14 protein-coding genes are annotated in these 13,762 nt (G+C 47.9%); 11 read left to right on the top strand and 3 right to left on the bottom strand.

Features of this window, described 5'->3' with window-relative positions:
- The first annotated feature begins 82 nt into the window (after positions 1-82).
- Positions 83-910 carry an alpha/beta hydrolase family protein gene (locus EJE48_RS02865; RefSeq protein WP_118579878.1) on the top strand — a complete coding sequence of 276 codons (828 nt, stop codon included), beginning with the start codon at positions 83-85 and terminating at the stop codon, positions 908-910.
- Positions 911-976: 66 nt separating this feature from the next.
- Here the strand turns inward: EJE48_RS02865 and EJE48_RS02860 are convergent, their stop codons facing one another.
- On the bottom strand, positions 977-1,846 hold the full coding sequence (locus tag EJE48_RS02860; RefSeq protein WP_118579875.1) for a methionyl aminopeptidase: 870 nt from the start codon (positions 1,844-1,846) through the stop codon (positions 977-979).
- A 271-nt stretch (positions 1,847-2,117) separates the two neighbouring features.
- Between EJE48_RS02860 and cysK the strand changes: the two genes are divergently transcribed.
- The 3 genes from cysK (at position 2,118) to EJE48_RS02845 (ending at position 4,404) form a co-directional block, all read left to right on the top strand.
- On the top strand, positions 2,118-3,044 hold the full coding sequence (gene cysK / locus EJE48_RS02855) for a cysteine synthase A (protein WP_118579872.1): 927 nt from the start codon (positions 2,118-2,120) through the stop codon (positions 3,042-3,044).
- Entirely contained in the window at positions 3,044-3,679 is a 636-nt protein-coding gene (locus EJE48_RS02850; RefSeq protein WP_118579869.1) for a TraX family protein, read from the top strand. Before cysK ends, EJE48_RS02850 begins: the two co-directional genes overlap by 1 nt.
- A gap of 71 nt (positions 3,680-3,750) precedes the next feature.
- Positions 3,751-4,404, top strand: coding sequence for a hypothetical protein (locus tag EJE48_RS02845; RefSeq protein ID WP_016407539.1), 654 nt, complete (start codon positions 3,751-3,753; stop codon positions 4,402-4,404).
- A 71-nt stretch (positions 4,405-4,475) separates the two neighbouring features.
- On the opposite strand, the gene ytvI is transcribed toward EJE48_RS02845, so the two are convergent.
- Positions 4,476-5,543 carry a sporulation integral membrane protein YtvI gene (ytvI, locus tag EJE48_RS02840; protein WP_118579866.1) on the bottom strand — a complete coding sequence of 356 codons (1,068 nt, stop codon included), beginning with the start codon at positions 5,541-5,543 and terminating at the stop codon, positions 4,476-4,478.
- 221 nt (positions 5,544-5,764) lie between these two features.
- Between ytvI and ispE the strand changes: the two genes are divergently transcribed.
- From ispE to EJE48_RS02820, 4 genes are all read left to right on the top strand, one after another.
- Positions 5,765-6,694 (top strand): 4-(cytidine 5'-diphospho)-2-C-methyl-D-erythritol kinase, encoded by a 930-nt coding sequence (gene ispE, locus EJE48_RS02835; protein ID WP_118579864.1) that lies wholly within the window; start codon positions 5,765-5,767, stop codon positions 6,692-6,694.
- Positions 6,660-7,334 (top strand): GntR family transcriptional regulator, encoded by a 675-nt coding sequence (locus tag EJE48_RS02830; protein ID WP_016407536.1) that lies wholly within the window; start codon positions 6,660-6,662, stop codon positions 7,332-7,334. The genes ispE and EJE48_RS02830 overlap by 35 nt, the downstream gene beginning before the upstream one ends.
- A 181-nt stretch (positions 7,335-7,515) precedes the next feature.
- Positions 7,516-8,622 (top strand): G5 domain-containing protein, encoded by a 1,107-nt coding sequence (locus EJE48_RS02825; RefSeq protein ID WP_118579861.1) that lies wholly within the window; start codon positions 7,516-7,518, stop codon positions 8,620-8,622.
- Between the two features lie 113 nt (positions 8,623-8,735).
- Positions 8,736-10,064, top strand: coding sequence for a glucose-6-phosphate isomerase (locus EJE48_RS02820; RefSeq protein WP_016407534.1), 1,329 nt, complete (start codon positions 8,736-8,738; stop codon positions 10,062-10,064).
- 59 nt (positions 10,065-10,123) lie between these two features.
- Here EJE48_RS02820 and EJE48_RS02815 read toward each other — a convergent pair whose 3' ends face one another.
- Positions 10,124-10,384 (bottom strand): hypothetical protein, encoded by a 261-nt coding sequence (locus EJE48_RS02815; protein WP_118579858.1) that lies wholly within the window; start codon positions 10,382-10,384, stop codon positions 10,124-10,126.
- 185 nt (positions 10,385-10,569) lie between these two features.
- Between EJE48_RS02815 and yycF the strand changes: the two genes are divergently transcribed.
- From yycF to EJE48_RS02800, 3 genes are all read left to right on the top strand, one after another.
- Positions 10,570-11,265, top strand: a complete 696-nt coding sequence (yycF, locus tag EJE48_RS02810) for a response regulator YycF (RefSeq protein WP_118579855.1) — start codon at positions 10,570-10,572, stop codon at positions 11,263-11,265.
- Between the two features lie 26 nt (positions 11,266-11,291).
- On the top strand, positions 11,292-13,082 hold the full coding sequence (locus EJE48_RS02805) for an ATP-binding protein (protein WP_118579852.1): 1,791 nt from the start codon (positions 11,292-11,294) through the stop codon (positions 13,080-13,082).
- Positions 13,083-13,297: 215 nt separating this feature from the next.
- Entirely contained in the window at positions 13,298-13,726 is a 429-nt protein-coding gene (locus tag EJE48_RS02800) for a hypothetical protein (protein WP_016407530.1), read from the top strand.
- Positions 13,727-13,762 lie beyond the last annotated feature (36 nt).

Below are 13,762 nucleotides of genomic sequence, written 5' to 3'. Positions count from 1 at the left end.
AGAAATTTTATTCTTGCAATTTTCTACAAAAATGCTATGATATAAAAAATATACGAAAGAAAAACCGAAGGAGGCGCATGCGATGGATTTGAAATATTTGACGAAGGAAGGCTCATGGGAGAAAAATCCTCCTGATTTACAGGCGGAGGTTTTGCAGGGAAAGCGTGGCAGGCTTCTGGTGACAATTTACCGCGCAGGCGGCGCAGGGCTGCATCCGACGGTTTTGCTGAGTCATGGCTTTCCGGGTATTGAAAAGAATTTTGATTTAGCGCAGGCACTGCGGCGCATTGGTTTTCATGTAGTGCTGTATCATTACAGCGGCAGCTGGGGCAGTGATGGAGCGTATGCCTATGCGCATAATCTGGAGGATGCAGATACCCTTCTGGAATTTATCGAAACGAATACGACCTACGGCTTTGATAAAGAGAGGCTGTTTGTGGCAGGGCATAGCGTTGGCGGCTTTGTAACGGCACAGCTTCTGGCGGCGCATCCGGAGCTGAAAGCGGCGGTTCTGCTTGCTCCCTGCGATTTGGGCGGCGTGATGGGCTTTGCGGATGATACGGAGCCGAAGCGGCTGTTGATGGATATTTTTGAGGGCGGTCCGATTTGGCTGAACGGAACCTCTCCTGCGGCATTATATGAGGAGGTTTTCGCCAATCAGGCAAGCTATCGCATTGGGGCATTGCTGAAACGCTTTGGGAAACGTCCGGTTTATTGCTTAGGTGCGGTGCAGGATGAGTGCTGTCCGCCTGCGGCGCATTGCCTGCCTTGGGTAGAGGAGCTGAAGAAAATGGGTGGAAATGTGGTTTATGAAGCATTGGACACCGACCATTCCTTCAGTGACACCAGATTGCAGATGATTGAGAAAACAGCAAAATTTCTGGCAGAACAGGCGCAGAAAACAGAATAATGCTGATAAAATAAATCCCCTCCGTATGTAGCGTGCGGAGGGGGTTCGTTGTTTCATAAGAAAATTTTAGTGTGTGATAATTTCTACGCCGTCCTCGGTTACGGCAACGGTATATTCCCACTGGGCGGAAAGAGAGCCGTCCTCGGTATAAACCGTCCATTCGTTTTCTTCATCTACGAAGAAATCCTCTTTGCCTTCGTTTACCATGGGTTCAATTGTAAAGACCATGCCGGGCACAAGAAGCATCCCTGTTCCTCTCTTGCCGATATGGCAGACATACGGGTCCTCATGGAAATCATTGCCGACCCCATGACCGCCGATATCACGCAGAACAGTATAGCCATGCTGATGGACATACTCGCTGATCACTGCGCCGATATCGCCCAGTCTGCCCCAAGGCTTTACTTCCTTCAGGGCTAAATCAACGGATTCCTTTGTTACCTCAACCAGCTTTCTCGCCTCGTCGCAGACATTACCAATCAGGAACATACGGGAAGCGTCGGCATAATAGCCATCCAGAATGGTGGTAACGTCAACATTGATGATATCGCCATCCTGCAGGATTTGATTGGGATCGGGGATACCATGACAAATAGCATCGTTCACAGAGGTGCAGACGCTCTTGGGGAAGCCCTGATAGCCCAGAGGCGCAGGGATACCGCCATGCTCTACGGTGTAGTTATGCACCAGTGTATTGATATCGTCTGTGGACATGCCTGCCTTGATATTTTCCGCAACCATATCCAGAATTGCTGTATTCAGCTTGCCTGCCTTGCGGATGCCTTCTAGCTGTTCGGGGGTTTTAATCAGCTTATGATTGGGAACGGGAATATGCTTTAATTGATACGCTGCCAGCTTATCATCAAAAGCCGCGTGGCAGGATTTGTATTTTTTGCCGCTGCCGCACCAGCAGGGGTCATTTCTACCGATTTTCATAGTATTTCTCCTTTTTCTTGTATAGACTGTTTACCAAAACAATGGTAGCACAAAAAAGAAGATGGTACAATAGAAGAAAATGAGAAAAAACGATTGACAAATAGAAAAAACAGGTGTATTCTCTTAAATCATAGTTAATTGATATGAAATAGGGAGTGATGTTATGCTTTTAAAAAGTACAATTTTTGGCTGTTGTTGCTGTCAGGTTTGAAAATTTATGTTACACTAATGAAATACGGAAAACAGATTTTTTGAACGGAGGATAACAACTATGGCTAAGATTTATAAAAGTGTAGAAGAACTGATTGGCAACACACCCTTACTGGAGCTGACAAAGATTGAAAAGGGAACGGGCGCAACTCTGCTGGCAAAGGTAGAAGCGCTGAACCCCGGCGGCAGTGCGAAGGATCGTATCGCAAAGCGCATGGTGGAGGATGCGGAAAAGGCAGGCATCCTGAAGGAGGGCGCAACCATCATTGAGCCCACAAGCGGCAACACAGGCATTGGTCTGGCACTGATGGCGGCGGCAAGAGGCTATCGTGCAATCATCGTTATGCCTGACAGCATGAGCATGGAACGCAGACTGCTGATGACAGCCTTTGGTGCGGAGCTGGTGCTGACAGAGGGCAAGCAGGGCATGAAGGGTGCAGTGGAAAAGGCGGAGGAGCTGGCAAAGGAAATCCCCAATTCCTTCATTGCAGGGCAGTTTGTGAACCCCTCCAATCCGGCGGCGCATTATGAAACCACAGGCCCCGAAATCTGGGCAGATACCGATGGTAAGGTGGATATTTTCGTTGCGGGCATCGGCACAGGCGGCACAATCACAGGCGTAGGCAAATATCTGAAGGAAAAGAACCCTGCGGTGCAGATTGTTGCAGTAGAGCCGGCAGCCTCCCCCCTGCTGTCCAAGGGTGTTGCAGGCCCTCATGGGATTCAGGGGATCGGCGCAAACTTCGTACCCGATGTTCTGAATACAGATATTTATGATGAAATTGTTACTGTAACGAATGAAGATGCGTATGCGGCAGGCAGAAGCCTTGCGAGAGAGGAAGGTCTGCTGTCCGGTATTTCCGCAGGTGCGGCGGTACATGCGGCGAAGGAGATTGCAAAGCGCCCCGAAAATGCAGGCAAAAACATTGTGGTATTCCTGCCGGATACGGGCGACAGATATCTCTCCACTCCTATGTTCCAGGAATAATGGGAAGGGAACAGCGGCAATTCATACAGTTTATTGCGGCACTGACCATGCTGATTGACCACATCGGCATGGTTTTTTTTCCGAGTGCCATTGGCTTTCGTGCCATCGGGCGGCTTTCGTTTCCGTTGTTTGCCTTCGGCATTGCCGAGGGGGTGCGCTATACGCATTGCTTTTGGCGGTATTTCGGGCGAATTCTTCTGACAGCAGTCCTTTCTCAGCCGATTTATATGCTTCTGTTCGGCATCACACAGGGCAATCCCTTATTCATGCTGGCATGGGGTGCGGCGGCGCTGTATTTCTTTCGTCAGGGGAAAAAGACGGTTGCGGCGGTACTGCTTATCGGCTCTTATTTTGCTGACATGAGCTATGGCTGGTATGGTGTCTGGACGATTTTCTGCTTCGGGCTTTATGCAGAACGGGAAAGTCGCTGCTTTTACGGACAGCTGCTGCTGAATATTCTGTATGGCTTGAAAACAAGGGCATGGATTCAGCTATTGTCTCTCTTTTCCTTTGGCTTTTTGGATGGGAAATGGCGTGTGGCGGCGTTTTCAAAAAAACTGCCGCGTTATTTCTTTTATGTGTTTTATCCCCTGCATCTACTGGTGCTTTGGGGCATCAAGGCAGGAATCTCATAGTACATTTTTTGCCGAAACTGTGGTATAATTTTACTTAACCCATTTACCCAAAAGACAAAGGAGAACGATTTATGAAAAAAATGAAACGAATTCTGGCGGCAGGGCTGATGCTTCTTGCATTGGCAGGCTGCGGTACTTCCGACAATCAGGCGGCGGAATATCCTGCAATGGAGCCGCTGGATATCAGCAAGATGGAGCTGGCAACGGTGGAAAACGGCACGGCAAAATATCAGTATGATGCGGATGTTTGGACAACGGAGGGCGAGGTTGTAAACAGTCTGGTGTTATATGCAAGGGATACCGTTGGGACAGAGAAGCCGGTTGCCATCAACGTACAGATTGCAGGGGAGAGAAAGAAAGCCCTTGACGAGGATCTGATGAATCAGGTGCTGGAGCAGCTGGAAAAGAATGCTTCTCTGACGGTTGAGAAATGTGAGCTGCGCAGCTTTGACGGCAATCCTGTCATCTATATGGAAAATTCCTTCACCTTCAACGATGAGGTTATTGATCAGATGATTGAAAATGAGCTTTGGACAGAGGAGTCCTTGGAGCAGGCGGGCGGCAGAGAAACGATTCTTGCTATCCCCGATTCCCATTCCATTGTTGTGTATGGAATTCTGGATGGCAATCTGGTAATTTACGGCGGCACCTATTATGAGGATGCACAGAAGCAGGAAGTGCTGGATGCCATCAATATCATGTTACAGACAACAGAAATCGAATAAAAATCAAAAAACAAAAAAGAAAAAGGATAAATCCCGTTCTGAGATTTATCCTTTTTTGTATGCTGATAAAATTATAAAGGCTTCTGTAGCTCTCTGTTCTGCTTCCTTGCGTGGAAAAGTGCTTTCAGCACAACCGCAACGATAGGCCCTAAAATCAGCCCGAATACCCCGATGCACTTAAAGCCGAAATACATGGAGAACAGTGTCAGCAGGGGATGCAGCCCAATCTGCGTGCCAAGAATTTTCGGCTGTAGGATTTGCCGCGTTATTTGGATGATGCCATAAAGTGCCAGATAGCCGACGGAAAGGAAGGTATTTCCTCTGGTAAAGAAATAGATTGCGCCCGGCCAGAGGATGAACCCGCTGCCGAAGAAGGGCAGGGCATCGATAATAGCAATCAGAATACTCAGCAGCAGCGGATGAGGCGAATGCAGCACCAGCATCCCGATGAGAGTGACGATAAAAACAAAGCCCATCAGAATCAGCTGCGTTTTGAGATAGCCCAGGACAGAAGCCTTTAATTCCTGCTTTGTGGTATAGACGGAAAGCCCGAACAGCGGCGCAATATGAATTTCATACTGCCGGCGCAGCAGGTCTCTGTCCTTTGTGAAGAAATAAGCGGAAATCAGTGATACAAAAAACGCAATGAAAAAGCCGGAAACACCGCCAAGCTTGCCTGTTGCGCTGCCCTTGGGAACAAGGGAGAGCAGAAAGCCGGAGGAATCCGTTTGCAGGCTGGAGAAAAAGACCTGTAATGTCTTTGGCAGCCTCTGCGCAAGGGTATCAAACCGTGTCCAGAAATGTGCAAGCCCCGTTTCAAACAGGCTGATATAGTGCGGCAGATTTTCGGAAAGCTCCTTCAGCTTGGCAATCAGCCCTGTGCCGCTCCAGAAGCCGAGCAGTCCCAACAGGGCAAACAGCAGCAGAATCCCGATGATGGCACTGATGCCGCGGGGAATATGAAATTTCTGCAGGCGGTCTGCCAGAGGGTTAAACAGCAGGCTCAACAGCCACCCGATGAGGAATGGCAGGAAAATCCGAAAAAGATAGCGAAAGAACAGACAGCAGCCAAGCACCGCCGCAAGCAGCAGGACAATATCATGAATGGCTTGTTTATTTTTTTCGTAAAATGTCCACATAAAGATACCCCCTTCAGGGAAGGAAAAATTTTTCTTTTCTTCATTATTATAGCACAAAAAAAGAATAGGAATTTCATCTTTACCGTTTTTTAAAAGAATGTTAACTTTTTCGACAAAAAATTCTTTTTTTGTGTAAGTTGATGGTTGCGTGTTTGTTTTATGTAGTGTACAATATCCATAATAAAAATGTATACAGTATAGAAAAAACGGGAGGCTACACCGTGAGAGAAATACGACTGAAGGCAAGAGCAAAAATCAATTTAACCCTGGATGTGACAGGCAAAAGGGAGGACGGCTATCATCTTCTGGAAACCATCATGCAGACGGTAGCACTGTATGACGGTATCTATATGAAGAAGCTGGAAAAGCCCGTAATCAAGCTGAAAACCAACCTGCCATGGCTGCCGACGGATGCGCGCAATCTGGCGTGGAAGGCGGCAAACCTGATGCGGGAGACCTTCGGCATAAAGGAGGGTGTGTTTATTGAGATTGATAAACGAATCCCCGTTGCGGCAGGGCTTGCCGGCGGCAGTACGGATTGTGCGGCTGTTCTGGTGGGCATGAACCGCCTGTTTGGTCTGGGGCTTTCCGAAGCACAGCTGGAGGAAGTGGCGGGCAGATTGGGTTCGGATATCCCTTACTGCATCCGTCGCGGCACAGTTTTGTGTGAGGGAGTCGGCGAGGTGATGACAAATGTCGCACATCCTTGTCCGGATTGCTATGTGGTATTAGCAAAGCTGCCCGTCAGCGTTTCCACAGCTTCTGTTTATAAGCAGCTGCGCTGGCAGGAAATCGAGCAGCACCCCGATACAAAGGCAATGCTCAAAGCCATGGAAGAGAAAGATGTGGCAAAGATGGGAAAGCTGCTTTCCAATGTTCTGGAAACCGTGACCATTGAGCTGCATCCAAGAATCGCAAAAATAAAAGCACGTTTGATGGAATTAGGGGCGGAGGGTGCCCTCATGAGCGGCAGCGGTCCAACGGTGTTTGCCCTGTTTACGGACAGAGCAAAGGCAAGAAAGGCGGCGGCTCTGGTGAAACGGGAGTTTGCCCTGAAGGATTGCTTGGCAACAAGAACCTATCGGGTACGAAGAGAGCTGAGAGGAGAACATAATAATGACCGAAACAAAATTCAACATCAATACAAATGAGTATTTACCGTTGCGAGATGTCGTATTTAACACACTGAGGGATGCGATTCTGACAGGCAAGCTGGTTCCCGGAGAAAGACTGATGGAAAATCAGCTGGCGGAAAAGCTTGGCGTAAGCCGTACTCCTGTCAGAGAGGCACTGCGTATGCTGGAACTGGAAAATCTGGTAGAGTTGGTGCCCAGAAAGGGCGCGCAGGTGCTGGATATGACAGAAAAGGATATCGTAAATATTCTGGAAATCAGAAGCGCGCTGGAAGGGCTTGCAACCTCTCTGGCTTGTAAGAAGATGACAAAGGAATGTTTGCAGCAGCTGAAAAATATGGAAGTGGATTTTGAACGCGCGGTTGCGGAAAATGATGTAGAGCGTTTTGTGGATATTGACGAAGATTTCCATGATGTGATCTTTCAGGCAACAGAAAACGATAAGCTGATTCAGATGTTCCGAAACCTGAGAATCCAGCTGTATCGTTACAGAATGGCACAGGCGAAGAACGATAATTCCATGTCCACCATCGTGGCACACCACAGAAGTATTCTGCGTGCGCTGGAAAATCATGACAGCGAGGAAGGCGCAGCAGTGGCACAGGGACATATCAAATACCAGACAGAATCCATTCTGCGTTTTATCAAAAATAAATAAGACAATATAAGCCTCCCCTGCGGAGGCTTTTTTTGATGCAAACGAGTTTCTGCGGAAGGGCTTATCTTACAGTTTCGTTACAGAAAAACGGAAATTTTGCCTTTTGCTTGCAATCTTCCTGTGGATATCATAAAATAAAAGCATCAGTTGTCAGAATTTGAAGAAATAAGGGGGAAAACCCATGGCGGATACATTGTTCCCGAAACGGGAGGAGCGTGTGCCCTATGGCAGCGGAACACCTGCCAAACGGGACAGAAAAAATATAAAGGGCAAAAAAACAGGCAGAACGAACCGCAATAAGCCCACAGAAAAAAAGCGCGGCAAAAAGGACGGCAAAAAGCTGAACCGCAATGCACTTTATCTGATTGGGATTATAGTGATTTTATTCATCGTGTTTCTCTTTGTGCGCAAAAACGGCTCTGCGGTTTATATCGCGGATGAGCAGGTCGGGATTCTGGAAACCAGAAAGGTAACGGCGAAGGAGCTGACTGCCACACTGGAAAGTCAGCTGGAGGGTATTGTCGGCTCGAAGGTGCAGATTAATGAGAAAATCAAGGTAGAGGGCATCCATATCGGCTTCAAGGAGAAAAAGGATGTCTGCACGATGGAGCATTTGCTGCCGAAAATGCGCAGCAAGGTAACGTATAAGGTGGAAGCGGCGATTATTACAGTGGATAGTGAAAAGGTTGCCATCCTTGCAAATGAAAAAGCGGCGAATGCTGTGCTCAAGCAGGTGCAGACCGACCTTATGCCCAAGGAGGGCGTTGCGGAGGATGCGGAAATCAGCTGGCAGGAGGATGTTGAGGTTGTGAAGGAATTTGTGGATTCCACGCAGATTCTGGAGCAGGAGGATGCCGTGAAGGTATTGGAATCCACTACAGAGGCAACCCAGAGTTATACCGTTCAGTCCGGCGATGCGCCGTATCTGATTGCAAATGAATTTAAAACAACGGTGGAAAAGCTGAATCAGCTGAATGAAGGCGCAAATCTTACCGGCGGGATTCGTGTAGGGCAGGTTATCAATGTGCCGGTACAGAAGCCGAAGATTTCCGTAAAAACAGTGGAAACACAGGTGCTGACGGCAGTGGAGCCAAAGACCTACCAAACCCAGTATGATGATACCAAGCCTTCGAGTTATCAGAAGGTCATCCAGCAGGGCAAGGCAGGGCAGAAGAAAAGCACCATCCGCATTACGCGTATCAACGGTGAGGTGACGGAGGAAAAGGAAGTGGATAAGGAAATTATCCAGGAGGCTGTGCCCGAAATCATCGTCAAGGGAACACAATAAAAAAATAGCGAAAAAAAGAGGGTCGTTCCGCAGATTTCTGCTGCGGAACGGCTTTTTTGTGGTAATATATTGATATCGAAACAGTACATATGAAAAAAAGGAGGGGGATTCCTATGGGTATTTCTTTTTCTCTGAAAGGAGATTTTATCAAAAAGGACGAGGTTTTTGCACTGCAAAAGGAGGTGGAGCGTTGTCATTATGCGCTTCATGAAAAAACAGGCAAGGGCAATGATTTTTTAGGCTGGGTGGATTTGCCCGTAAATTACGATAAGGAAGAATTTGACCGCATCAAAAAGGCGGCGGCACGCATACAGGCAAACAGCGAGGTGCTGATTGTCATTGGTATCGGCGGCTCCTATCTGGGGGCGAGAACGGCGCTCGATTTCATCAAGACCCCGTTTTATAATGAACGAAAAAAAGACACCCCCGATATTTATTTCGTAGGGAACAACATCAGCTCTGCCTATCTGAATGATGTTCTGGCAATTCTGGGAGACAGGGACTTTTCCGTCAACGTCATTTCCAAATCCGGCACGACTACGGAGCCTGCGATTGCCTTCCGCATTTTCAAGCAGCTTCTGGAGAAAAAATACGGAAAGGCAGAAGCCGCAAAACGTATTTTTGCCACAACCGACCGCGCAAAGGGCGCGCTGAAGGGCATGTGCGACAGAGAGGGCTACGAAACCTTTGTCATCCCCGATGATGTCGGCGGACGCTTTTCCGTACTGACCCCTGTCGGGCTTTTACCGATGGCAGCTGCCGGTGTGGAGCTTGATGCTGTGATGCAGGGTGCGGCGGATGCAAGAGAAAAATACAGTAACCCCGATTTAAAGGAAAATGACTGCTATCAGTATGCCGCACTGCGCCATTTGTTCTATCAGCAGGGCAAAACGGTTGAAATTCTGGCAAATTATGAGCCGCATCTGACCTCCTTCGGGGAATGGTTCAAGCAGCTTTTCGCCGAAAGCGAGGGGAAGGAGCATAAGGGCATTTTCCCTGTGGCGGCGAATTTCTCAACGGATTTGCACTCCATCGGGCAGTATATTCAGGATGGCCTCAGGTGCTTCTTTGAAACGGTGCTTTGGGTGAAAACGCCGAAATCTGCCGCAGTGGTGCCATTTGATGCACAGGATGAGGATGGGCTGAATTTCCTTGCGGAAAAGGAAATTCATTTCGTCAACAGCAAGGCATTTGCAGGCACAATGCTCGCCCACATGGACGGCGGCGTACCCAATCTGGTGATTGAGCTGGATAAGATGGACGCTTATCATTTTGGGGCGTTGGTTTATTTCTTTGAAAAGGCAGTCGGCATCAGCGGCTATCTTCTGGATGTAAATCCCTTTGACCAGCCGGGGGTTGAGGCGTATAAGAAAAATATGTTTGCGCTTCTGGGAAAACCGGGCTACGAGGACAGAAAAGCCGAACTGGAAGCAAGACTTTAAGACAAAAAAAGAACTTCTCAAAATAAAAATGAGAAGTTCTTTTTGATTGCCGAAAATGGTTAAAACAGCTGTGCCAATAAAGCGGTGCAAAGTGCATCATCCAATTCGAGCAGACTTTTCCTTCCGTCCGCGAAGGAAACGGAAATTTTATGATTGCCCTTGACCTCGCTTTCGATTTTGTGGGCGGCAACCATTTTTTTATTGAGAATAATCATATTGCCGAGGTTGATGGATAAAACCACCTTGCCGCCGGAATGCATAATTTTGCCGCCGATATAGTCGCCTGCGATAACCTTATTTTTTGCGTCTAGGATACCCATGAAACACCCTCCTTGATTTTTTTTCGCTTTTTTCTTACAAAATAGCATTTTTGGTGAAACTTGGCAAGCAAAAGCTTCGTCAAATATTGGATGCCAAGCGGTTTTGTTTACTTTTGCGGCACTTTCTAGTATAATCGAAGAAGAATAGAATGAAGAATAAGACTTTCCGAGGGGGAGAGGACACTATGGACAGAAAAATTCTGATTGTCGATGATGAGAAAAACATCGTCGATATCATTGCGTTTAACCTGAAAAAGGAGGGCTATACCGTCATCACGGCGGCAGATGGGGAGGAAGGCGTACAGAAAGCCATGGAGGAAAATCCGGATCTGATTCTGCTGGATATTATGATGCCGAAGATGGATGGCTACGAAGTCTGCAAAAAAATCAGAGAAAAGAAAAATACCCCGATTATCATGCTGACGGCAAGAGCCGAGGAGCTGGATAAGGTGCTGGGGCTGGAGCTGGGAGCGGATGATTATGTGACCAAGCCCTTTGGTGTCAGAGAGCTGATGGCAAGGGTGAAGGCGAACCTCAGAAAATCCGTTGTGCGCGAGGAGACTCCCGAACAGGCACCTGCCGGTAAGGGGAATTTTGGCAAGCTGGATATCAACCCCGATCGGTATGAGGTGCGGAAGGATGGGCGGATTATTGATCTGACCGTCAGAGAATTTGAGCTTCTGAAATACCTTTCCGCGCAGAAGGGGCAGGTTTTTTCCAGAGAAACGCTTCTGGAGAAGGTCTGGGGCTATGAATATTTCGGCGATGTGCGGACAGTGGATGTCACCATTCGCCGTTTGCGTGAAAAAATCGAGGATGACCCCGGCAAGCCGGTTTATATCCTCACAAAAAGAGGCGTAGGGTATTATTTTGACTGCTGAGAAAAGCGAGGGATTAGCTTTTGCGAATGCGAAGTATTAAATGGAAGTTAATTATCATGTATCTGGGGCTGGTGCTGATTGTGATGATTGTCAGCGGCACCTATATCCTGCTCAGCCTGCGAAATATCGAGATTGATAAATCCAGACAGGAGCTGGCAACCTATGCGGAGAGAATCAATGAACAGGTGATTGAGGGCGGCAAGGATGAGGAATTTCAGGAGAAGCTCTTAAAAACCGTATCAAATGCCGTCGGCATACAGGGCAATATTCTCAATACGGATGGGGAGACGATTGCCTCCACCACTGTAACGGAGGCACCCTATCCGGTTTATACGGATCAGGCGATTATTGCGGCAATGAACGGCATGACCTCCTTTTCCACACAGAAAAAAAGCACCGATTCCTTCGGGCTTCTGCGTGAATGGATGAGCTATGCCACACCTGTGCAGACGAGCGGGACAACCCCCTCCTATATCATCTATACCAGATTGGACGCAAGCGATATGCAGACCAGTCTGGATAAAACCACGCAGACGATTGTTGCGGCGGTTATGATTGCGCTGTTTCTGGCGGCAGTGATGGGCTATGTTTTTGCACAGACACTGACGGGCCCGATTCTTGCGCTGACAACGGGCGCGAAAAATCTGGCAGAAGGGAATATGGATCAGAGCCTAACGGTGCGCAGCAATGATGAAATCGGCCAGCTGACCAGCAGCTTTAACAACATGGCGGCGGAGCTTTCCAAGAATATGTCGGAAATTTCAAGAGAGAAAAATCGTCTGGAAATTCTCCTGCATAATATGAGTGACGGCGTGATTTCCTTCAGTAAGGACGGCGAGCTGATGCTTGCCAATGCGGCGGCAGAGGGGATGCTTGGTCTGGAAAAAATAGAAATGAATTTTACGGAATTTATCCGTGCGTATGATATCAGCTCCTCTGTCTATCTGGATATGGGAAATGAGCCCTCTAAGAAGGTGATTTTCCCTGTCGGCAAGCAGTTTATCAATGCGAATTTCTCTCCTTATTACGATAAAAGGGGCGAGGTCGAAGGTGTGGTTGTTGTTTTGCAGGATATCACAGAGCAGAAAAAGCTGGACGATATGCGAAAGGAATTTGTGGCGAATGTGTCGCATGAGCTGCGAACACCGCTGACAACCGTAAAAAGCTATACGGAAACCCTTCTGGACGGTGCTATGGAGGATGCGGAGATTGCGCAGGAGTTCCTTGGCATCATTAACAGCGAGGCAGACCGTATGGCATTTCTGGTGCGTGATTTGCTGCAGCTGACGCGTTTTGATAATAAGCAGGTGCGTTTGGATATTACGAAAATCGAAATGAATGAATTTCTCAGCATGACTGTCCGCCAGAACAAAATCCATGCGGAAGCCAAGCATCAGACGCTGACCTTTGAGCCGTATGAGCATGAGGTTGTTGTTTTCGGTGACAGAGACCGCGTGGGGCAGGTGGTGAATAATATTGTGACCAATGCCATCAAGTACAGCTTAGAGCAGGCGAGCATCCGCATCTTCATTACGGAGGAGGAGCAGTTCTATAAGATTCATGTGAAGGATACGGGCATGGGCATCACAAGAGAGGATTTACCCCGTATTTTTGAGCGCTTTTATCGTGTGGATAAGGCGCGCAGCCGTGCCATGGGCGGCACAGGTCTGGGGCTTGCCATTGCGAAGGAAATTATGGAAAGCCACGGCGGTAAGCTGACGGCAGAAAGCGAATATGGCAAGGGAACAACGATGATTATGTGGTTCCCGAAGGAACGCCCGATTCTGGAATATGAAAGGGAGGAACAGAAGGCATAATATTACGCCGAAATACAGGAGAAAACAGCACCTCAGACAAATGGCTTAACCGCGGCGCGCTTGTCTGAGCAGATTGTTATAGAACTGTAAGGGCGTTGTAACATAATTGTAATCTTCGTGCGATATAATCATAGTAGACAGAAAGCAGAAATTTCCATACAATAGAATGGAAAGGCTTTTCCGAATATGACGAGATTGCAGAGGAGGTGACAGGAATGAAAGCATATAGAAAAAAACTCATTGGTCTGGCTTTGGCGGCAGTGTTTTCTTTTTCTCCTGTCAGTGTATTTGCTTCCTCGGTGAATATTACAAGTGGGCTGCAAATCGGCGGCGATGAGGTGGAATGTACCTTTGACAGTAGCCGAATCCTCTATGGGGAAGCGAAGCCCGGCACGGATATTACTTTTACGGTATCCAAAATGGATCGTTTCGGCAATATGGTCGAAACCCACAGAGAAACCGTAACTGTCGGCTCTATGGGGCTGTTCAGCGAAACCCTGCCCCTGAGCAGAGGGAATAACTATATTTCCTTTGCAGCAGAGGGAGAAGCTAAGACCACAACGGTCATCAAGCAGGTGCCCCAACAGGTAAAAAGTCAGCTGCAACGGATGATTGCGCTGCCCGGCATGGGTGCGAAAAAATAAAAAATCAGATGAAAATAAATTGAATAGAAAAAGCGG

It is taken from the genome of Anaerotignum faecicola (genome assembly GCF_003865035.1).
Classification (GTDB): Bacteria; Bacillota; Clostridia; order Lachnospirales; family Anaerotignaceae; genus Anaerotignum_A; species Anaerotignum_A faecicola.
The sequence above is the reverse complement of the archived record's forward strand: the minus strand, read 5'-3'. Positions and strand labels throughout refer to the sequence as shown.

Coding starts and splice junctions, on each gene's coding strand:
- yycF (WP_118579855.1), top strand. CDS start 10,570: ATGGACAGAAAAATTCTGATTGTCGATGATGAGAAAAACATCGTCGAT.
- EJE48_RS02820 (WP_016407534.1), top strand. CDS start 8,736: ATGGGTATTTCTTTTTCTCTGAAAGGAGATTTTATCAAAAAGGACGAG.
- EJE48_RS02825 (WP_118579861.1), top strand. CDS start 7,516: ATGGCGGATACATTGTTCCCGAAACGGGAGGAGCGTGTGCCCTATGGC.
- cysK (WP_118579872.1), top strand. CDS start 2,118: ATGGCTAAGATTTATAAAAGTGTAGAAGAACTGATTGGCAACACACCC.
- EJE48_RS02815 (WP_118579858.1), bottom strand. CDS start 10,384: ATGGGTATCCTAGACGCAAAAAATAAGGTTATCGCAGGCGACTATATC.
- EJE48_RS02805 (WP_118579852.1), top strand. CDS start 11,292: ATGCGAAGTATTAAATGGAAGTTAATTATCATGTATCTGGGGCTGGTG.
- EJE48_RS02865 (WP_118579878.1), top strand. CDS start 83: ATGGATTTGAAATATTTGACGAAGGAAGGCTCATGGGAGAAAAATCCT.
- EJE48_RS02860 (WP_118579875.1), bottom strand. CDS start 1,846: ATGAAAATCGGTAGAAATGACCCCTGCTGGTGCGGCAGCGGCAAAAAA.
- EJE48_RS02845 (WP_016407539.1), top strand. CDS start 3,751: ATGAAAAAAATGAAACGAATTCTGGCGGCAGGGCTGATGCTTCTTGCA.
- EJE48_RS02800 (WP_016407530.1), top strand. CDS start 13,298: ATGAAAGCATATAGAAAAAAACTCATTGGTCTGGCTTTGGCGGCAGTG.
- ytvI (WP_118579866.1), bottom strand. CDS start 5,543: ATGTGGACATTTTACGAAAAAAATAAACAAGCCATTCATGATATTGTC.
- EJE48_RS02850 (WP_118579869.1), top strand. CDS start 3,044: ATGGGAAGGGAACAGCGGCAATTCATACAGTTTATTGCGGCACTGACC.
- EJE48_RS02830 (WP_016407536.1), top strand. CDS start 6,660: ATGACCGAAACAAAATTCAACATCAATACAAATGAGTATTTACCGTTG.